15 protein-coding genes and 1 pseudogene are annotated in these 21,616 nt (G+C 44.7%); 3 read left to right on the top strand and 13 right to left on the bottom strand.

What is annotated here, in order from left to right; translation table 11 throughout:
* Positions 1–217: 217 nt before the first annotated feature.
* Positions 218–7,159, bottom strand: coding sequence for a hypothetical protein (locus JFY74_11975; GenBank protein ID QQG26856.1), 6,942 nt, complete (start codon positions 7,157–7,159; stop codon positions 218–220).
* 793 nt (positions 7,160–7,952) lie between these two features.
* On the opposite strand from JFY74_11975, the gene JFY74_11970 reads away from it, so the two are divergent.
* On the top strand, positions 7,953–8,162 hold the full coding sequence (locus JFY74_11970; protein QQG26855.1) for an IS3 family transposase: 210 nt from the start codon (positions 7,953–7,955) through the stop codon (positions 8,160–8,162).
* A 56-nt stretch (positions 8,163–8,218) separates the two neighbouring features.
* Here JFY74_11970 and JFY74_11965 read toward each other — a convergent pair whose 3' ends face one another.
* From JFY74_11965 to JFY74_11920, 10 genes and pseudogenes are all read right to left on the bottom strand, one after another.
* Positions 8,219–8,794 carry a metal-dependent hydrolase gene (locus JFY74_11965; GenBank protein QQG26854.1) on the bottom strand — a complete coding sequence of 192 codons (576 nt, stop codon included), beginning with the start codon at positions 8,792–8,794 and terminating at the stop codon, positions 8,219–8,221.
* An 80-nt stretch (positions 8,795–8,874) separates the two neighbouring features.
* Positions 8,875–9,828: an alpha/beta hydrolase gene (locus JFY74_11960; GenBank protein QQG26853.1), complete on the bottom strand. Its 954-nt coding sequence runs from the start codon at positions 9,826–9,828 to the stop codon at positions 8,875–8,877.
* Between the two features lie 348 nt (positions 9,829–10,176).
* The gene (locus tag JFY74_11955) at positions 10,177–10,899 is read right to left on the bottom strand and encodes a porin (GenBank protein ID QQG26852.1); all 723 of its coding nucleotides are present in this window, start codon (positions 10,897–10,899) and stop codon (positions 10,177–10,179) included.
* A gap of 256 nt (positions 10,900–11,155) precedes the next feature.
* Positions 11,156–12,445, bottom strand: coding sequence for a carbohydrate ABC transporter substrate-binding protein (locus tag JFY74_11950; GenBank protein QQG26851.1), 1,290 nt, complete (start codon positions 12,443–12,445; stop codon positions 11,156–11,158).
* Between the two features lie 15 nt (positions 12,446–12,460).
* Entirely contained in the window at positions 12,461–13,588 is a 1,128-nt protein-coding gene (locus JFY74_11945) for an ABC transporter ATP-binding protein (protein QQG26850.1), read from the bottom strand.
* 13 nt (positions 13,589–13,601) lie between these two features.
* Positions 13,602–14,507: a carbohydrate ABC transporter permease gene (locus JFY74_11940; protein ID QQG26849.1), complete on the bottom strand. Its 906-nt coding sequence runs from the start codon at positions 14,505–14,507 to the stop codon at positions 13,602–13,604.
* Positions 14,500–15,390, bottom strand: coding sequence for a sugar ABC transporter permease (locus JFY74_11935; protein QQG26848.1), 891 nt, complete (start codon positions 15,388–15,390; stop codon positions 14,500–14,502). The genes JFY74_11940 and JFY74_11935 overlap by 8 nt, the downstream gene beginning before the upstream one ends.
* Positions 15,391–15,437: 47 nt before the next feature.
* A complete protein-coding gene (locus tag JFY74_11930) occupies positions 15,438–17,069 on the bottom strand; it encodes a pectate lyase (protein ID QQG26847.1) in 1,632 nt (543 codons plus the stop codon).
* A 273-nt stretch (positions 17,070–17,342) separates the two neighbouring features.
* The gene (kduD, locus tag JFY74_11925; GenBank protein QQG26846.1) at positions 17,343–18,104 is read right to left on the bottom strand and encodes a 2-dehydro-3-deoxy-D-gluconate 5-dehydrogenase KduD; all 762 of its coding nucleotides are present in this window, start codon (positions 18,102–18,104) and stop codon (positions 17,343–17,345) included.
* A gap of 83 nt (positions 18,105–18,187) precedes the next feature.
* Positions 18,188–18,388 (bottom strand): annotated as a pseudogene (locus JFY74_11920) (5-dehydro-4-deoxy-D-glucuronate isomerase).
* Between the two features lie 316 nt (positions 18,389–18,704).
* On the opposite strand from JFY74_11920, the gene JFY74_11915 reads away from it, so the two are divergent.
* Positions 18,705–19,037 carry a cupin domain-containing protein gene (locus tag JFY74_11915; protein QQG30528.1) on the top strand — a complete coding sequence of 111 codons (333 nt, stop codon included), beginning with the start codon at positions 18,705–18,707 and terminating at the stop codon, positions 19,035–19,037.
* Between the two features lie 109 nt (positions 19,038–19,146).
* Here the strand turns inward: JFY74_11915 and hxpB are convergent, their stop codons facing one another.
* A complete protein-coding gene (hxpB, locus tag JFY74_11910) occupies positions 19,147–19,812 on the bottom strand; it encodes a hexitol phosphatase HxpB (GenBank protein QQG26845.1) in 666 nt (221 codons plus the stop codon).
* 186 nt (positions 19,813–19,998) lie between these two features.
* On the opposite strand from hxpB, the gene JFY74_11905 reads away from it, so the two are divergent.
* Positions 19,999–20,547 (top strand): YniB family protein, encoded by a 549-nt coding sequence (locus tag JFY74_11905; GenBank protein ID QQG26844.1) that lies wholly within the window; start codon positions 19,999–20,001, stop codon positions 20,545–20,547.
* Positions 20,548–20,634: 87 nt separating this feature from the next.
* Here JFY74_11905 and JFY74_11900 read toward each other — a convergent pair whose 3' ends face one another.
* Entirely contained in the window at positions 20,635–21,495 is an 861-nt protein-coding gene (locus JFY74_11900; GenBank protein QQG26843.1) for a fructosamine kinase family protein, read from the bottom strand.
* Between the last annotated feature and the right edge of the window lie 121 nt (positions 21,496–21,616).

Here is a 21,616-nt window from a genome sequence, read left to right as displayed (position 1 = left end):
GCTCAGCGTCATCCTGTGCGTTAAAAACCGCTTTATCCGTCTGCGTCAGCAACTGCTATGACGTTAAGTGTGGTCTAAGACTGCAAAGCTGACGACAGATTGCGGTATGCTAATACAGCGCGAGCTTCAATGTCGAGTGGGGGCGTCGCCGTGGTGGGGCGACGGGTAAACACGAACCATAAGTGAATCCAATAGATGGTCGAAGGAGATTCAATCCTTAGCCTCGATTAAGATAAAGACTCAGTGCTGCCAACATGACGGTATCATCAAGCTTATTATTTTTCTCATAAACAGAACGTTTGTTTTTGGATACGGCAGTCTCGAAACGAATATGTGAGTCTTTTATTTTGGCACGACTTAAAACGTCAATCATGTATGCATTATATTCCGCAGAATTCAGAAGCGTGTCTGCTTTAATTAGCTTGCTGTTTTGCAAAAGAACATATGCCAGATCTTTAAACTCTTCGATGATGTTAGCATTTTCGGGCAATCTTAAAGCATATCTTGCGCTCAATTTGGCTGTCCGTTCATTTTCATAAAAATGCCTCGAATCGCGAGCTGAATGCTCAAATGAAGAAGGGAATGAACCGGTTTCCTCTCGTACATTTCCTATATAGGTATAATCCTGTGCGTGAAAAGCATTATGTGAGGCTTCATGGGTCACTGTGTCAACTAATCCACCGTGGCGTTGATGATCTGGTAGCATAGCCAGCAGAATTCTTTTCTTCCTGTCATAGGGCAGGGCAAAGGCATCAGGTTTGGACGAATCAAATTGGTGATATTTAAATAAAACAAAAGAGTCATATTTTCCTGTCTTTTGTGCCAGCAAAAAATTCTCTAGACTATTTATATTACTTTTAAATTTATTGTAGACCATGTTAGATATAGTAGGAATGTCTGTTTTGTCAATATCAATGACAATTTCGTCGTTTAATCCAGTGGCCTCATTAAGCAGTTCTTTAAATTCAGCCTTAATATCGGGGCGAGATTCTGCCAAATCAAAAAGAGATTTTACGTTAGATACTTTTTTATATGACTCTTCAACAGCGGCAATGACTTTATCAGAAAAGTCTCTTAACTCATTATCTACGTTGCTTTTACTATCAATAATATTCCAGGATATTATATCTGCATTGCCGTCACTCATTATCTTTTTTATGGCTTCCTCCGCTGCTGCGTTGGATACTATTTTTATGGGTTCAATGGGTGTGAATGAATCTCTTACATTAGCTTTAATTTTTTCTAAATTCTCCTGAAAATAATCGTTATCTGTTTGGTGGGTTTGACTCTCTTCCAAATTGCCAATGGGATATGACATATCAAAAACATTTTTTTTTGAAAAAATATGAGAAATACTTTCAATTTTATAACCGATTTTTTGAATAATAGGATTAGCTCCTTCAAATGAAAATGACTTTACTTTAAGATCGGGAATGGAGTTATCAAAATCAATCTCACTACGTATCGCTTTAGCACCAAGGTATCGAGCTACATTTTTTATATTATATCGAGAGATGTCGGATGTAGAAAAAAAATCTTTTCTAATCAGATAATCCCTAAATGTAGGGTATTTATTTATACTGACGTAAGGGTGAGCAGTAAGGAAACGAAGGTGAAGTTCGGAGTTATAAATTTTAAAATCAAAGTTAACTAATCCGTAATGATTATTTATATCTCCAGGTTGTGAGTTTTTTCTGACCAGTGCATAAGTGGTAACCTTCGAAAAGGCATTAGGAGAATTTATATTAATTTTTATATCATCCAGTGCCTTCTGGGTGAGTCTCATATTCTCGGTGATGGCTTCTTTGTCGCTTCCTGAATATAAATCAATCTGATTCATTAATTGATCTGTCTTCTCTTTCATGTCGTTAACCGATGCGATGAGTGCATCAGAAGATAGAACTTGATCGGTTTTTTTAGTGGCGAAATCTATATGGGCGAGAGTAAATTCATTACTGTCTTTGTATTTCGAAGAGTTTAAATCAAAAGAACGTATTCTTATATCGGAAAATTTTCTGAAGAGTACTAATTTGGTGAATTTATTAAGATTTATGCGATGTTCGGTAACTTGGTCAAATGTTGTTTGATGCCTCCCAGAGACTCCTGAATATACTGTCCACAGACCCCTTTTTTCATATTCCGATAGATTATCATCTGCTCGTAAATGCCCCTGAGATGCTGGTTGCGGTGTTTTCACTGTCGTGCTTTCTGCTGACTGACTAATCGGTTCGAGAACCAAGGTGATCTGCGTCATAGACTGGATGCGTATCTCTTTTATTTGCTTACTAAATTCCGGATAGTGGCGTAACATACGCGCTGTCGGCTTGACGTCAGGCGTGGTTAGCATGGCACTAAAGGCGTCCTTCGTCGTTCCTTCTGGCTTCAGCACTATCGGTTTTTTCTCACTCGCGTGGAGCCTTTCTTCACCCAACGCCAGATGCAATACAGTCCGTGTTTTGGCATTAGTGATATTCATCCGAGAAATAAATTCAATATTGTCAAGTAGTCGCTCATTTTTCTTTATGAACTCACCCTGAATTTGATACATTTTCAACGGTTCCCCTATTTCTTTCCTGGTTATCTGAACATCCCGTTCTTTGTATGGATCACCCAAAATGAGTCCATCGACGACGAGTGCTCTTCCGTCATCAGACGTTCCGAATGTATAATGAGGTGTCTGTTCTCCTTTAACGTTTATATCAGTAACCGTTCCTACAAATCTATCTACGGTACCGTCATTGTTTATATAAAGTATCGGTTTAGTGTCGGGCCTAGTACTCTCTTCATAGCGAAGTCGATATTCATCGTGTTTTGATATCGTATGAGGGAATCTCTCATTCAACTGTTCATATTTCCGTTTTCCTTTCTCCAGATATTCCTCCCATTGAGCATTTTTTTTATAATAGGAAACGAGACTGTCATAGTATTGCTTTTCTTTTGGGGGCAAATCTGTCTGTTTATTGGATGTCCCAAAATTATATAATACTTGGCTCTCCAGTTCTTTAGCTCTGGGTTCAGAAATAATATTCATATCTAACGGGCTGGGTTTGATCGGCCCAAAACGCAATGAACTGGCGTTATACTGTAGGATCTGTGTCCGTGATAACAACGATTCGGGTGGGTTTTCATTTAACGGGTAATCAGCATGAGAGGTTGAAGTATCGATTTCAGGACGCTGACTTTTGTTTCCTTGCTCCTGGATGGATTCGTTTTTACTGAGTATCTCCATTTTTTTTGGGATATTTAGCTTGGCCGACATATTCTTTGCCATTTCATAAGAGTTATGAATACTCATTCCAGTGGTCAGAAAGGCCTGATAAATAGCAAGAGGATCTCTAGTTTCCACAGCCGTTTTTATGCTTCTCCCAACGATTGCCAGGTCGACTATTTTATTTCCAGTTGCCAGTGCGTATTTAATGGAATTACTTCCAACATTGCTGAACTTTCCTATTTTAGCTACAATTTTTTCTCCAGGAATGCACATTAAAATTAAAGCGGCAATCGATAACGGGTCAAGGGTCTTCCCCTCTACGACATCACTAGTTATTTCTGCTGCTGATTGCAATCCATTTAGAACCAACCCCTGAGGAGTAAATGAAGTCGCTGCCCCTAAACTGATGTCAATCCAGCTTCCTATATATTCAGATCGTTTTACATTTCTATCTGTTTCTTGTATTGTTTCGCTTGTAATGTCGCTAGCTATTAACTGAACCAGTCCGCTGAGTTTAGCAAATGGTCGTGAAAATGAATTCAGATACTCTGCTGGGGTCAAATTATCCCATGAGAAACCAAGATTATATCTTACCTGAGTTACACTGACATCTGGGTCAGGGATATGAGAGCCAAGAATCGCTCTGAGAACTAAAGTGTTATTTTCAATATGTGTTTTTCTATTTTTATAATCGGCTTCGATCGTATTTGCAAGTAGTGAGGAAATGCTTGGTATGTTCATCGAATTTGGATTTTTTTGATTAAAATATAAATCAAAATTATATTTTCCGTTAATAAGCCCTTGAAGTTTTTCATAGCCACTTGGTAGAAATCTTGGTTTATGGTCTAGGTGATAGCCTGGCATGTAATAGGGCTTTTTTTCTCCAGCATTGTAAGGCATAGAGAATTTAATTTCATCTAAGATATCTTTTCCTTTGCTAACGTAATAATAAGGTGTTCTCGAATCTAACACAATAAGCATTCCAGATTTACCACCATCATTATCAGGAAGGAGAAGTGTGTTGTTAAGTTTGTATCCACTTATATCAACAGGAACTAAAAGTGGGGCTCCTATCCTGGATAAATAGGCGTTATGTCTGATTTTTTGCGATAAATTCTCATCATTTTCTATCTGAAGCAATAAGTATTTTATAGCATGTAAATAGGTTGTTTTTTTCTTGTCACTGGAGAAGTCTTTATAGTGTCCATTCTGATTAAAATCAACATCTTTTACCTGTAGAGCTTTGATGGTTATTGATCTCTCAAACCTGTTCTTAGTTTGAACAGTATCTGATTCATACTCATCAGGGAGTATTTTTAATTTATCCAGAATACTTCCACTTTTTAGCATCATTTCGTCTGCCGCTTCCCACTTACGACCGATTCGATGTTGATCGACATCCTCGTCACTATTATCAGAGAACGGCTTCGTATCTGTTTGTTGCTGCAATACCGATGTGTGGCCCATCAGGCCGGCTTCCTCTTCTTTCATCCCAGCATTCACCAATGTGGTGGTATAAGCTTCGACCGCCATTCTGCTTTCTGCATTCAGTGCATGCCAGGGCGCTTCTCCCATGATAGCCTTCGCTATCTTTCTCCCTGCATCTTCTAGTCCTCCTTCGTAAACGTTCAATGCAATCGAGGTAATCCCCAGCATTGTTGCCAACCCAGGGGGAAGTGAGAGCACGACTTTAATCGCCGCCGTTTTATAACTCCACTTTGCATATTCCGCTATCTCATCAGTGATATCACTTTCACCTCCGCGTATTCCCTTTCGCCCTTTATGGGCAATCCATGCCACTTTTGCGCTCGTTATAACAAATTTAATAGCCCCCCGTAACGGGAATGCAGCCAAGTTTGGTATCAGCTTAACCCCTTCCAGGCAGACTACCAGAAAGCCCCATCTGATCAGCTTTCTTTCTGACCAATTTCTTATTGCTTGCTCGGGGCTTTTCATCCCTGCAAGGATATCGGTCATGGTCGTAGGGTAGATAGTGGTGCCTTTAGCTGCGTTGTTTGCTTCGAGGCGCAATCGCTGAAGAAACTTATCTCCCTGAGGGTCCGGTTCTTTAGATAATATTGGCAGGTAGTGCTGAATCAGCTCAAAAAACAATATGTCATATTGCTGCTGGGCTGCTGGCAGGTCTTCTGAGGAAAGCGACCTCAGATAACGTTGCTTCTCCATTTCATGAACTTCTCCCATTCTCCTGGCCAACATACCTGTACGGGAAAAATTGTTAATCGACCGCCCTGTTACCTTTGTGATATTGGTTTTAAGTTGACCTTTTATGCATTTCAGATTCTGTAACAAAGTTATTGTATGGCCATCGAATTCTTTATTGTCGGTTTCGCCATGCTCAGAAAGACGTAACAGCGCCTGGCTTAGGCTCTGTTCAATACTGGCTAATTTATCAACAGCCATTTTTACCTGTATATCAAAATCACTGATGATGCTATTTGATGCCAAAGGTCGAGGACGGTTTAACTCATTTCTCAGTGCTGACAGAAATTTTTGTTTTACGTACTCTTCTGTCAGCGTTGTTATTTCGTCAATTGTTTGTTGTAGTCGTTTTTTTAATATTTTTACCTTTTCTTGCCATCTGCCAGATTCAAAGCGTAGCCTCGCATCCAGTATTTTGTTGGATGGCATATCAGATATCGTCCGTTCTAGTTCACTGTAATGTGTTACTGCCTGCTGAAGTAGACGCGAAGCTTGCCTGGCTTTATGTACACCGAATTCAGTTTGTTGAATTTTATCAAGCAGCATTATTCCGGCCTGAAAAACGGCTTTATTTGTGTCCGCATCCGTTATAGAGGAGCAGGAGAGTGTATGTGGAATACGGTGTACGTTTTTTTGTGCCTTATCAGACATCATTCTAAAATCGGACTTGAATTCTAGAGTGCTCTTACCCGCTACTTTCCACAATGTCATCAGTTGTTGTTTTGCCACCTCTGCTAGGGTGAATTCTTCCTTCTGCCCAGATAATTTATGCTCTTCCAACAGCTTGTTCGTCAAAGGCCGGATTTGTTTCCCTAAGCACTTGATTATTTCAATAACGTCCAATAAGACCTGGCAGAGTGCAACGATATCGCGAATAATCCCGCTGGATTCACTTTTTTTATCTATTTTTTTCGCATGATTCTTGGTCAGTGCAATACCACTCAATAACCTCTTCGACAGCCTTTCTAGCTCTGTGTACAATGCCTCGCTGGCCATCCTGTCATCCCAGGTGACTGAGTTCACAATGGCATTAAACTTTATGTTATCAGGATGTTTTTTGGCTAGATTGGCACGGATTTGGGCACAATACTGGTTATTGTGATCATCAGTATCCACTGGGAGAAGCTCATTCAGGAGCACATTGTGACCTGTTTTCCTAATAGTTTCTTCCGACGTCTGCCATTCTAAGTTGCCATTGAGGAGATCAATAAGGTTCAGCGTACCTGAGAGATAATAGCCCAGACGGTTGGCATACTTAAGCGCCTCATTGTAATCTCGGGTTTGCTGGTCATCCCAACCTGCTTTTCTTACCGCTAAGCGAAATCTGATAAATTCCAATGAGTTATTATTCCAATCTATCTCTTTCCTGAACTGTCTGAACCGATCCAGAAATGCATTGGCAGTCTGTTCCAATTGTGTCTGCAGCGGTTGTAATAATGTCGGTATCTGCATTGAGTTGATTCGCGCTTGTAATGCGTTGATGTCGACTGGTTTTGGATATAGGGTATTGCAACCTGTTTGCTGGAATTCATAAAATTCTGGCAGGTAGCTATTGATAATCGCATGTTGATGATCTCTCAATGCTGTCAGATCGAACCCAACTTCTTCATCTGAACTATCTGGGTGATTGGCGGCAGGAATATCAGGCTGATGCTCTATGTTATGAGGTTTGTTTTCGGGAATAACGAATAAATTTTCTTTTCCCGTCAATGTATTGAAGAAAAGCATAATAATATCCTCAAAATACGCTTATTTAAGTTTGTGTTCTGAAAGGTTCTATGGCCGAGTGAAGGCAAAGTGGCTTTTCTTTACCATGCTAACGATGTCACGTTTAATGGTTAACGACACGACTGCATGTTGTTATCATCTCTTTCCAGATCGGTAAATTCAGTGAGTCAGCTAAATGTCGTGAATATACTGAGCAATAATTTCGGCGAGATAATGCAGGCAGATGAGGGGATGATTTTTAACAGACTTATTCGGGAGATAATATAAAAAAACAGCATGTTACATGAAAATGCATTACTGTGGTAAGAAGTAACCTATAAATGCCATATTGGCCTGATTTATCAACAGTGCGAATCGCTACTGATAGTGTAGACACTTCCGGATCGTCGATAATACGGCTGTTCATATTCATTCTTCGGTATATGGCCACTCGCGCTATGCCGACGTCTCGGTTATAAAACATTTCAATTTTCAATGTAATTAAAGGGAAGCTTATGATCACTTTTGAGATTCGTATGGAAATTAAAGTCCTGCACAAACGTGGAACGAGCATCCGGAGAATTGATCTGTCCTTGATTTAATGCCCACCTTGTTTTCAAATCAATTAACGAAAACGAGGCCACTATGGCGAGACAACAATATACCCCTGAGTTCAAGCGCAGAGCTGTCGCGTTACTGCTCGAAAGCAGCGGCGTTCTTTGCGCGGGAAAACCGCTAAAATACGCTATGGTCACTCAGTTATCGGCTTGGCGTGGGCTACGGATATAACGTATATCCGTACTTACGCTGCTCAATGAGTGGAAAGGGTTGCTGTTACGATAATGCGGTAATGGAAAGCTTTTATCACATACTGAAAACGGAGCTGATGTGTGGAAAAGTGTTTGTCAGCAGAAAAGAGGCGATGAACGCGATATTCGATTATATCGAGGTATTTTATCATCGCCGTCGCAAACATTCAACGCTGGGTTATCAAGCACCGGTGAATTATGAAATGGTGGCGTAATGAGGTAGGAGTAATTTCAGGGGCAGATCAAAAACGGGTGTACTTAAAGAATACAGCTATTTCACGTATTGAAAGAGGTACGTTTGCGCCGACTGCAAAAAGCGAAATGATTGTTCGTAGGTGCAGCAATTCAAATTTTTTTGCGGCTGATACAGCGAAAAAACGATACAGGCAAGGCACAGAAAGCGTTCCAACTGATTGCCTTTTTGGCTGTTTAAAATTGGCAAACGGAAACGCCAGCGACAGGGCCAGAGTAGAGGAACGCCAGAGGGCGTCAGCATATCCGCGAGAATGTGGCTCAGATAACCGACGATCATGGCATGGTAGGCATCGGTTGGAATTGGCCAGTCTGGCGGCAGGCGCGTCTGAATAAAGAAAATACCGGCGGCGATGGCAAGAAGGCTGTGCGTAAACCCGCGATGGCCAAAGAGGCGGGCAATGGGCGAAGAAAGCCACTTCAGGCGCTGCCCGAGAACGGATTTAGGGTGATCGATATCGGGCAGCAGCGCGGTAAGGAGTGCACCGGGAATAATGTGCCACCAGTCTCCGGTAGCCAGCGCTGGCGATAGCTCAACTTTTTTAGCCAGAATCGCGCAGGCAACAGAAAACAGCAGGTGTCCTTCCGCAGTCATGAAACTTCTCAAATAAAACTGTTATTTTATACAGTATAAGAGATTATCCCTGCCTGCGGAAGCGGTGACGGCGTAATGATTTATTTCGGCTGTTCGTTACTTACCGGTAAAACACGCAGCCAATTGTCCAGCAACTGAGGCCAGGCTGCCGCAGGAAGTCCTTTGGTACCGCGTAGGCCGAAACCGTGTTTCCCTTTCTCAAACAGATGCATTTCGACGGGAATCTGTTTTTCCCGCAGCGCGCTGAACATCACCAGACTGTTATCAACTGACACTGACGGATCGTCAACGGCATGCACCAGAAACGTGGGCGGCGTCTGAGCGGTAACCTGCTTCTCTGGAGAATAACGCAGCACCTGCGCCTCCGTCGGTTGCTCACCGATTAACTGTTTACGCGAACCGGCGTGTGCAATATCCGCCTGCATCGAAATGACGGGGTACATCAGTACCATGAAATCAGGGCGTGCGCTTACGCTGTCAATGGCATCCGTCGCGGGGTAAACGGACTGGGCGAATCGGGTTCCAAGGCTGGCAGCAACATGACCACCGGCGGAGAATCCCATAATACCGATACGCTGTGGGTTAATGTGCCACTTATCGGCGTTGGCTCTCAGCGTTCTGATTGCACGCTGGGCATCGGCTAACGGGGCGTCAGCGCCTTCTTTATGACCTTCACCGGGCATACGATAGGTCATCACGAAAAGGGTATAGCCCTGTTGATTAAAGAACGGTGCCAGATCGCTGCCTTCCTTATCCAACACGACGCGCTGGTAAGAGCCGCCAGGCGTAATGAGCAAAGCCATGCCATTGGGCTTCTCTGCCGGATAAACGGTAATTTCGGGACTGCGAATCCCAGTTGCAGCCCGATCGGGAAGAGAGGGATCTTTGCTACGCTCGACCACTTGCGGTTGTACCGTTGACGAAGAGGCACCTGGCGCTTCGCCATGTGGCCAGACAGGAAAAACAGGTTGGGCGTAACTTAATCCATTTACAGACATCATAATGGCCCCGACAAGCAGAGAACGAACAATCATGATAGATCACCTGACAAAGGGGAGAAGGGGGGAAATCGTTGGGCGATGGTAAAAAAATAGGGTAGCCATCACATCGGAGAAAAAATGACTACCCTGAACCGCAAACTTTAATAAAGAAATAACATTCATACACGAAGAGGGTAAATCAGACACAGCAATTCGAACAGCTAACTCGCATATAGCTAAATTACATTTAACGACGCCACATGTAACAACGAAACGTAACTAACTTGTTTAACCAACAACACATCATAATAAAGGGATGCTAATGATAAAGCTGAGTGAATCAATTAACACTCACATCCCTTTTGCCAACTAATGACGCTTATTTAAATAACAAGGCCGTTATTAGAAGCTGTATTGCACACCAACACGGAAACGAGTCTGACGGCGATCTGTTTTTCCATCCTCAGCTACGTTACCTACAGCCGTATATGGTTTCCAGTTTTTATCCCATTTATAAGAAAGTTTTACGTCATGATCGAAATTATCATTATCGTTGTCGTAGAGTGTTTTTCCAGCTTTAGTTGCTTTTTTATAATCTAACTCATAATCAACTTGAAAATCTTTCAGGAATTTATAACTTAATACAGTTGTTAAATTGTAACCTTTTTCAACGGAAGGATCACTGTTTGCTTTTCCAATATTAAGTCCACTGTTTCTTAAATAGTATGGGCGATAGCGGAAAGAAACAGAAAAATCATCAGTAACTGCCGCACGCCCACGCAAATAAGGACGGTAGTTGTTAGAAGTAGAGCTTGAATCTAAAGAGAAACCTGGTTCAACTTGGAAGGTTTTGTTAATTTTATACACATAGCTGGCAACCACTTCTGTACCATTGCTGACGGTTTCATTAAATGGTTTATTCGGCGTGTTGTCGTTATTTGCCTGACGCCATTTTGCTTCGGCAGAAAGGCCAAAGCCGTTATCAAAACGGTGTGATATTGACAAACGATCGCGATGATCATTTTTTGGTGTATCTTTCATTTCATGACGATAATCGATTGTCACAGCCATTGCATTCACACTAATTAATGACGTAACAGCCAGAGCTAATAATTTAAATTTCATTGTTATATTCCCTATTGGTTAGGATGATGCTTAATACTTTATTTCGAAAGACGCATTATGCTTTTTGGGACAAGTTCTATTTTATTTATTATTAAATTACGTTCTGTGATCGAGATCGGCTTGGGTAACAAAAAGTAAAATGGGGTTTCAAATTGTGAGGGAGATCGAATTGAATATAGCGGTTGTTTTAATTTAAATGAAAAATCCCTGCCGTCAGTGCGGCAGGGATGAATTACAGCTTAAATCGGGTACGACATTACTTCATTGCGCGCTTCAGAATACGCTCTGATTGACGCTGGAAGTATTTCGCTGCGTCTTCCACAGATTTCTGACCGTAATCGATAGACTGGATGGTATCACCAAACAGAGAAACGATTTGCGGGTCGTCGAAATAAGGAGAGACAGACACTTCATGCGGCAGAGCCAACGCCAGTTTCAACCCGGCAACGGCTGGTGCATCATCTTTAATGACGCCATCCGCAGTCAGCTGAGCCACAGCGGCTTTACTCAACGGCACACCACGTTCCAGACCCAGAGCCTGAGCACCTTCTTTGCTGTTCAGCAGGAAGTTGATCAACTGAGCAGATTCTTTAGGGTACTTGGTTGACTTACCGATAGACAGCATCTGTGCAGGTTTGAAGAACAAGCCGGCATCTTTCGCACCAGGCAGCATTGGGTAGTTACCCAATGCCAGTTTTGCTGGTGGTTGCAGGTTATCAGAGTACTTGGTAATGGTGGAGTTCCACATGTAAGTACCAGACCACTCGCCGTTGATCCATGGCTTCATCTCATACATGTTGCTCTTGCCGAAAGAGGCATAGTATTTCGCATCAGGCATGACATGGCTGTCGATCAATTTCTTATACATGCCAAAGAATTCAACCCATTGCGCATCGGTGTAGGCGAATTTCTGACTTTTTACATCAATAGCAGGGATGTTGTATTTCTGAACCATGTAAGAGTTCAGCAGTGCCAGAGAATCCTGGTGTTCCAACACGATAGGGTAGTATTGGTCGCCCAGTTTTTCTTTGAACACTTTACCGGCGTTCAACAGTTCGTCCCACGTTTTCGGATATTCCAGTCCCGCTTTTTGCCAGCTTTCGGTGTTGAAGTAGAATACGCGAGCAGTAACGGAAATTGGAATACCGTTCAGTTTCCCGTCGACCGTGGTGCTTTGCAGCTCTTTAGGATCGAACTGTGCCAGATCCAGAGTATCTTTCACTTTGTTCAGATCATAAAAACCAGTACCGTTTTTAGAGAAAATCGGCAGCCAGTTCCAGTTAGTCTGCATTACATCTGGCTCGGTGTTACCAGCAATCTGTGTAGTCAGACGAGACAGGTGACCGTCCCATCCGGTGTATTCCGCTTTCACCGTGATGTTCGGATGCTGTTTGTGGAACTCTTCAATGGCTTTGAGCGTCTGCTGGTGACGGCTGTTACCGCCCCACCAGGACATTCTCAATTCAACATTATCAGCGGCGAAAGAAGGCATTGCCACTAATGCCAGAGATGAAACTATTAACGTGTGTAGGATCGCTTTTTTCATCGGTTACTACTCCTGTTAAAGAGAGATATTTTTTTCTGTTTTTGCATCAAAAATATGGCATTTTTCCATGTCGAACTGGAAATACACCGGACGATGCAGTCCCTTCTCGATAATCAGCCGACCTTCGTCATAAGGAATGCGGCTGGTTAATTCAAAGCCATCGACTTTAATGTACATAAAGAATTCGTGACCCATGTTTTCTACGCGAACCAACTCACCCTGTGAGTGGCTGCCTTCAAATGGCGTATCTGACACGGAAACATAGTCTGGGCGAACACCGAAGAAGACGTCTTGCCCGACATAGCTGCGGACTTTGTCTTGCTTCTCGCTGTTTAATACCAGCGCGTTGTTGCCCACCACAACGCCAATCTGACCGTCTTTCTCGACCAGTTTACACGGCTTGATGTTCATTTCTGGTGAGCCAATGAAGCCAGCAACGAACATGTTGACAGGGAAGTGGTACAGGTTGTCTGGCGTATCGACCTGCATGATGTGACCCAGCTTCATGACGCAGATACGGTCGCCCATGGTCATTGCTTCAGTCTGATCGTGGGTAACATAGACTGTTGTTGCTGCTTTACCGCTTTTCTTCAACTGCTTATGCAGGTCAGAAATACGGATACGCATCGAAGCACGCAGTTTGGCATCCAGGTTAGATAACGGTTCGTCAAACAGGAACACATCTGGCTTTTTAACGATGGCACGGCCTACGGCCACACGCTGTGCCTGACCACCAGACAGCTGGCGCGGCAGACGATCCATCAGGTCTTCCAGCTCCAGAATTTTGGACGCTTCAGCGACCTGCGCTTCAATTTGCTCTTTAGGCAGTTTGCTCAGCTTCAGACCAAACGCCAGATTCTCTTTTACCGTCATGTGAGGGTAGAGGGCGTAGTTCTGGAACACCATGGCAATCCCACGCTCTTTTGGCGCCAGATTGTTAACAACGCGCTCGCCGATACGGACTTCACCGCCGCTGATGGTTTCCAGACCCGCCAGCATACGCAGCGTAGTGGACTTCGCACAGCCAGACGGGCCGACGATAACCATGAATTCACCGTCTTTAATGGTCAGGTCGATGCCGTGAACCGCTTTGAAACCGTTGGTGTATACTTTTTCCAACTTTTTGAAAATAACTTCAGCCATGATAAATCCTCTATTAACCTTTAATTCCGCTGCTGGTCACGCCTTGTACGAAGTAACGCTGTGCCAGGAAGAAAACAATAATGGATGGCAGAATGGAGATGCTGGACATGGCCAGAATTTCATTCCACGGAGCGCCTTCAGTAACGTCGATAGACATTTTCAGCGCCAGCGCAATCGGATACTTATCCACGCTATAGACATAAATCAGCGGACCGATGAAGTCGTTCATTGACCACATGAACTGGAACAGCGCAACAGAGATGATGGCTGGTTTCAAAATCGGCACGACCACATACCACAGAACCTGGAAGGAGTTACAGCCATCGATCTGTGCGGCTTCTTCCATATCACGTGGTACCCCACGCAGGAACTGGATTAGCATGAACACAAAGAATCCTTGTGTTGCAAACGCCAGCGGCAAATACAGTGGTAGATAGCTGTTCAGCATGCCCATTTCACGGAACATGAGGTACTGCGGAATCAACAGTACGGTGCTTGGCAGCAGCATGGTAGTAATCAGCGTAGCAAACCAGAAGTTCTTCCACGGAATGTCAAAGCGAGCGAAGCCATAAGCCACAATCACCGAGGAAATAACGGTCAGAACCACTTTCGGAATCACATACTGGAACGTGTTAATCATGTAGTGACCGAAATTGTATTCCGTACCGGTTTTCCAACCGTTAACGAAACCGTCCCAGGTGGCGTGTTCTGGCCACAGACCCAACGTGGTGAAGATCTCATGGTTCGGTTTGAACGATGCTGAGAACATCCACGCCAGTGGATAAAGCATCAGCAAGCCAACGAACAGCAGAACCACGTAACGGATAGCGGCACTGATTTTTTCTTTACGCAGCGTGCGGCGTACTTCTGCAGCAGCAATTTCTTGTGCTGTCGTCAGGTTTGAATGCATGTCAGCCATTTTTTCCTCCTTTATCAGCGGAGTAGAACACCCAGTATTTCGACGACTTAAAGGAGATAGACGCAAATACCGCAACAACCAAGAACAGAACCCATGCCAATGCAGCACCGTAGCCCATATCAAAATACTTGAACGCCGTATCGTAGATATAGAGCGAGAACAGGTAGGTGTAGTGCGTTGGACCACCGCCAGTAATGACGTAAGGTGCCGTAAACTCCTGGAATGCCTGAGTGGTCTGCATGATAAAGTTAAAGAAAATAACCGGTGTAATCAGCGGTACCGTTACTTTCAGGAACATTTGCCATTTGGATGCACCATCGATCATGGCGGCTTCATACTGAGATTGCGGAACGTTCTGCAATGCAGCAAGGAAGATAACCATGGCGGAACCAAACTGCCATACGCGCAGCAGGGTTACCGACATCAGTGCCAGCGACGGCTCGCCCAGCCAGTTGATAGCGTCAAAGCCAAACACGCCGAGGAAGCTGTTTAACAAGCCATCGATAGCGAACAGTGCTCGCCACAGAACGGCGATTGCCACGCTGCTGCCCAGAATAGAAGGCACATAGTAAGCAGTACGGAAGAAACCGATACCACGTAATTTGAAATTAAGTACAAACGCAATTAACAATGCGAAGATTAATTTCAATGGAATGGTCAGAAATACATAGGCAAAGGTGACGCCCATGGATTTCCAAAAGAGATCATCTTCCAGGAACATACGGTGATAGTTTTCTAGCCCCGTAAATTCAGGCGGATTGATCAAATCATACTCAGTAAAACTGAGGATAAATGACGAAACAAAGGGGAAAGCGGTAAAAACTATCAGCCCTATAATATAGGGGGAGATATAGGCTAACCCCAGCATTCTGTTTTCATTCATAATGCTTACCTATTGATTAATTGTGAACCATTAAAAAAAACATAAAATTAAGCTGTTAATAACTCTGGATAAATTAATTCCACGTCATAAACAATTCTATTTTCCCCATTAACGTGAAAATCCCCGTGAACATATCCACCTTGTGTCAGATACGATGGGATATCGTTTAATTTGTTGCGACAAGCGGCAACGAAAGTCAGTAAAGCCAGCGGATAGGTATCATCCAGACGAACATAACGATGCTGTGCGGAGCGAACGAACAAACCACGGTGGAAATGTTGTTCAAACAAAACGTCAGCCAACTGCGCGGCGTAATGTGCCCAGGATTCTGATTGTTTGTGATCGGCCAGTTCGATAACGGTCAACAAAAGTACCGGGCTGGCGATGTGCTGAATCTCTTCTTTGTTCAGCCGTGTCAGCATGGTGTTAACTAGAGTATAAAGGTCCTCATCGCCGCTCAGACGATAAGCACGAACCAGCGGTAATAAATAATCACCTTCTAATGCAAACGGTTTTAATTCCGTACCCGCTTTACCATAATAGCCATCGCGTTTAAAACGGTAGCCTGTCATGTCCTGGCCGTTGTTCCACATCGGGCGCAGTGTATTGCTGGTGACATCGTAGGCGTACTGATAGTAATTTTTTAGCCCTGAAATAACCCAGTTCAGCATTTCTGCATCAGGCTGCGTGCGGAGAATATCCAACATTGCCAGTGGGTTATCAATCAGCAGTGGGCGCATATCGCGGAACAGCACATTGGCTTCACGCGCTATTTCACCGAACTCTGGGCCAAACTGGCGTTGAGCACGATCGCCAAACCAGGATTGCGTCTGGTTATCGTCTTCCGGCACTGGCTGGCGCTGCTGTGGTGAACTGAACTGATACACAGGCATACCAGTTTCTGGGTTGCGGGCCAAAACGTATTGGCGATAAAGATGTTTACCCCAAGCCGCGGCGTGACTATCGCCCGTATATTCTGCGTATTTGAATGCGGCATAAATCAGGTCTGTGCCAGCATTAACAAAAGTTAACCCCTTCGTTAATGGCAGAACAGGCCACTGTGCCGGATCGACGACATCATGGCGGGCATGCAGGAACACATTTGGATCGCGTTTTTTGCTGTAATCACCATGACGGCCTAGATCCAGTGAATCCCAGTCTTCAACGTGTGCGTTCCAGAAACCCTGAAAGAAATTCAGCGTCTTTTCCGCATTAACACGATGCAACAACGCGTAATAGGGCAGGTGGTGTTTTAATTCATGCACCTGAGCTTTAGATTCTGGCCCTTCGCCTGCCAGCGTATCCAGATTAATAAAGCGGTGGCCGCCCCAGAAGAACAGGCCGCTATTATCATCAACGAAATGATCCAGGAAATATTCGCTTTGTGCGATAGCGTGCTGCTGGTAACTCTCATTACCCGTAACGACGCTCATGGCACACAGCGTTCTTAGCCAATTTTGCTGGCTGGCAAAATTAGAAATAGGAGCGCTATGTCCATCTGGGAATGTCCACATCGCAGGTGCATAATTTTCCACATCAAAACCGTCAGCCAATAATAACGTCGGCTGACTTTGGCTGCGGCCTTTCTCCTGAACGCAGGCAATGTGGCTATCGAGTGCTGCAACCCATTCGTCGAGCTGCGATTTCCTGCTGGTGTATAAGCTTTCAAAAATACTCATGGAGTACCTTCTTATGGAACCGTGTGAACAGTTCCTTATAAATAGAAACACTGTTTTGATTGATTATATTGCGCTATTAACCTTGTCGTCATGCACGCAATATCGAAAGTGTGATCAAAGTCGGAACGTTGTTTTGATTTTTTTTAAGAAAGGATTTTGGCAGGAGAAAGAATCATGAAAAACGAAATAACAACTTGAAAAACAAATAAAAAGCACAACCGAAATTGTGCTTTTTATCGTAGGTTGGCGAAATGCCGCTAAGAAAGGTTTCCCTTAGCGAGCCAGCCAGCCACCATCAACGGCAATCGTGTAACCATTGATGTAATCAGATGCGCTGGATGCCAGGAAGACGGATGGGCCCATCAGATCCTGTGGCAAACCCCAACGGCCAGCTGGGATACGATCCAGAATTTCTTTGCTGCGTTCTTCATCAGCGCGCAGTTGCTGGGTATTGTTGGTAGCCATATATCCCGGTGCAATTGCGTTGACGTTGATACCGTGTTTTGCCCACTCGTTCGCCATCAGACGGGTTACACCCATAACGGCGCTTTTTGATGCGGTATAAGAAGGTACGCGGATACCACCCTGGAAGGACAGCATAGAAGCGATGTTGATGATCTTACCGCCTTTACCTTGCTTGATGAACTGGCGAGCAACGGTCTGAGACATAAAGAAAACGCTCTTAATGTTCAGGTTCATTACGTCGTCCCAGTTTTTCTCGCTGAACTCGATCGCATCTTCACGACGGATGATACCGGCGTTGTTGACCAGAATGTCAACGTGACCAAATTCAGCAACAGCTTTCTCTACCAGCTCTGCATGACCAGAGACATTGCTCATGTCGGCAGTCAGGCTCAGGAAACGGCGTCCCAGTGCGGTGACTTTCTCGATAGTGTCTTTAGGTTCAACGATGTTGACGCCGACGATATCACAGCCTGCTTGTGCCAGACCGATAGCCATGCCTTGACCCAAACCCGTATCACAACCCGTGATCAGAGCAACTTTACCTTGCAAATCAAAAGAATTTAAAATCATATCTGTAATCTCTCTATAAGCGACAAAATACTTAGTCGTTAGCTGTTACTGTAGGGAACATCGGTAATTCCGGTAGAAAGCGATTAACGTAACTCGCTAACCTTGACGTGATCCATGTCACCGAAAACTTGATTATCGCCAACCATGCCCCAGATAAAGGTGTAGCGTCTGGTGCTAACACCGGAATGAATCGACCAGATCGGTGAAATCACCGCCCGCTCGTTTTTTATTACTCTAATGACGGGTTTCCTGCTGCTGCCCATCATGTGGAAAACTGCTGTTTCATTACTAACCGTTCTTGGTGAAAGCGCCGGGCGAAACAGATGATGTTGCGTGGCAGTGACAACGTCACCTGTTCCTCAAACTGCCCGGTTCTTTCTTGTTATGCGGGATGATAGTTTGGATGGGATGTGAATTCAATAAAAATGAAATAATGTTTTATTTATTTCTTGAGGGCCGTCATGGTTTTGCTTATTTTATGTTTCTTCTGGTACTGATGTGGCTAAAATGTCGCAATCCATAGTCATACACTCGTTGTCGTACACGGTTTGTTGGCGCAATAGAAGGTATGGCAATAAAGAGCGTTAGAGGAGAGAGATGATGAGAAGATACTTTATTGATGATGAAACGCCATGGGAAGAGCTGGGCGGTGGCATTAAACGTAAAATCATGACCTGGAGCGATGAGCTAATGATGGTTTACGTGCATTTTGATAAAGATGCGATTGGTACGCCGCACTTCCATGAAATTCACGATCAGATTGCTTATGTTGCCGCTGGCAGCTTTGAAGTCGAGATCGAAGGTGAGAAACGTATCCTGAAAACGGGCGATGCTTATCTGGCAGTGAAAAACGAGATGCACGGTGTGGTCTCGCTGGAAGACGGCAGCGTCCTGATCGATGCTTTCTCGCCTAAGCGAGCTGATTTCCTGTAATGCCTCAAAGCGTGGTCAGCCGATAGACTGGCCACGCTTTCGTCATATCCCACGATGTCTGCTTTTCTATTCTTCTACTTCTTTATTTCTAATTCCTACTCCTAAATCCCTAGACTACATGTTCAGCGGTCAGCTGATTCAGGGAATCCAGCTTATCGTCTGCCAGCACCCAGCGAGCGTCATCGCGAAACTCAGCCTGTGGAATAACGATTGAACGCATGCGTGCTGCTTTGGTTGCGATCATACCGTTCACCGAATCTTCCAGCGTCACACAGTGTGTCGGAGGAACGCCGAGTCTGTTTGCTGCATTCAAATACACCTCCGGATGAGGCTTGCTATACGGCAGTGTCTCGGCTGACATTAGGACATCAAAGTAGTGTTCCAAGTTAAACATTCGCAGCACCTGCTGCTGCATGCGGAGCGGCGAAGCGGAAGCCAGTCCAATTTTGAGATTCTGTTCACGGCACAGTTGCAGTGCATGTTCGACGCCGGGCAGGAGGGGGCGTTGTTCGGCAACAAATTCAATCGTGCGATCGATAATACGGCGGACAACCTCGTCCCGGGCGGGTGTCGCCCAGGGAGAACGCTGATACCAGAGTTCGACCACCATATCGATGCGTAAACCCAAAGTATCTTTCATGGATTCTCGTAGTGAAACGTCTATGCCAAGCGAGGCGATAACCTCCAGTTCGGCCTTGTCCCACAACGGTTCTGAATCAATCAGCAGCCCATCCATATCGAAAATCGCCGCTCGTATAGAAGAATCAAAGGACATACCACTGGCTCCGTCAGCAAAGGAAAAGAATATTTACTGATAAACTATACCCTAATAAGTCGAGTTGCAGGGCACTGCTCAGGCTATGCGGGAGATAAAGTGTTGACTGCGCGTAAAGTTACAGTAGGCTACCCGTCGTACTAAAACGATACATTACCGATGTTGCGTCGCTAAGAAGGGGTTCTCATGACGTATCAACAGGCTGGCCGTATTGCCGTCGTTAAACGCATTGCCGGATGGATCCTTTTTATTCCCGCGCTGCTTTCAACCTTCGTCTCGCTAGCTAATTATCTCTACGCTTATACCCAGAAAAAACAGGGCATTGATGCTGTTCTTCTGGATTTTGTGCATCTGATGGTCGACATGGTGCGCTTTAATACGCCTTTCCTGAACATTTTTTGGTACAACTCGCCAGTACCGGATTTCACGCGTTTTTTCAGTGGGGCGACGCTGATGTTTTGGCTGATCTACATCCTGATTTTTATTGGCTTGGCTTTACAGGTTTCGGGTGCCCGGATGTCACGTCAGGCGAAGACCATTAAGGAAGGCATTGAAGATCAACTGATTCTGGAAAAAATGAAAGGTGATGGTGGGAATACGCGTGAGACGCTGGAATCACGTGTTATTGTTCCTGGACACTCGATTTTTGTGCAATTCTTTCCGCTTTATATCCTACCAGTGATTATCGCGGGTATTGGCTATCTGGTGTTACGTTTACTCGGGTTGCCAGTCTGATTGACGGTCTGGCGCAAAGTCTGCGCCAGACGCTGTATCCTTCCCACGTTAGATCACATTTCCCATCACAGAAAAAAACGTCCCGTATTAGCTCAAAAGTTGCCGCTCGATAAGCTGTTGTGCCTCAACAATATGTTTACCACCGAAAAGATTGGCCCGGTTAAGCAGATAATAAATTTGGTAAATGGGCTGGCGATCGATAAAGCCTTTATCCAGCGGCCACACGCTCTGGTAACCATCATAAATCTGTGGGGGCAGAGCCGGATAGCGCGGCAGCATCGCTAAATCACATTCTCTGTCTCCCCAATAGCTGGCCGGATCGAACAGATAAGCGCCATCCTGACTATTCGCACAATTATCCGGCCACAAATCACCGTGCAAGAGCGACGGCTGAGGCTGATGTCCGGCCAGACGATCCTCAACGCGCGCGATCAGCGTTTCGATGTGACCAAAATGCATTCCTTTCTCTGCTGCTAACTGTAATTGCCATCCAATACGCTGTTCGGCAAAAAAGGTCGCCCAGCGCCGCTGCCAGCTGTTTGGCTGAGGTGTTGTCGAAAGGTCGTTATCAAAATCCAGACCAAATTGCGGTTGGTCGCTCCACTGGTGCAGGCGTGCGAGTTGTTCGCCCAGACACCAGGCGCTGTGCGCATCCAACGGTTTGACAGGTAGATATTGCAGAAGCAGAAAACTGTGATCGCGTGAGCTGCCGACACCATAGACTGTTGGTATATGTACCGTATTGCTACGGCCCAGCAAGTGAAGCTGATCGGCTTCAGCAGTGAATTTGGTTAGCATTTCGCGACTATCGCATTTTACGAAGACGTCATGCTCGCCGTAGCGGACGTACCAAGCCGGGTGTATTTCACCGCCGGACAATTCGCGGTATTCCTGAATTTCCGCAGTACCGTGATGCTCTTCCAAAAGTCGGCTGATAGCTTGCCACATAAGGTCATCCTCCCGTTGATGTTGCCCGATACGATGCTGTTCACTGGGGTGATTCGTTTACGGTAACCCATTGAGCACAATAAAAATGGAATCTATCGCACAGTGATAACCGATAGGCCGA

It is taken from the genome of Pectobacterium carotovorum, from assembly GCA_016415585.1.
Taxonomy (GTDB): Bacteria; Pseudomonadota; Gammaproteobacteria; order Enterobacterales; family Enterobacteriaceae; genus Pectobacterium; species Pectobacterium carotovorum_K.
The sequence above is the reverse complement of the archived record's forward strand: the minus strand, read 5'-3'. Positions and strand labels throughout refer to the sequence as shown.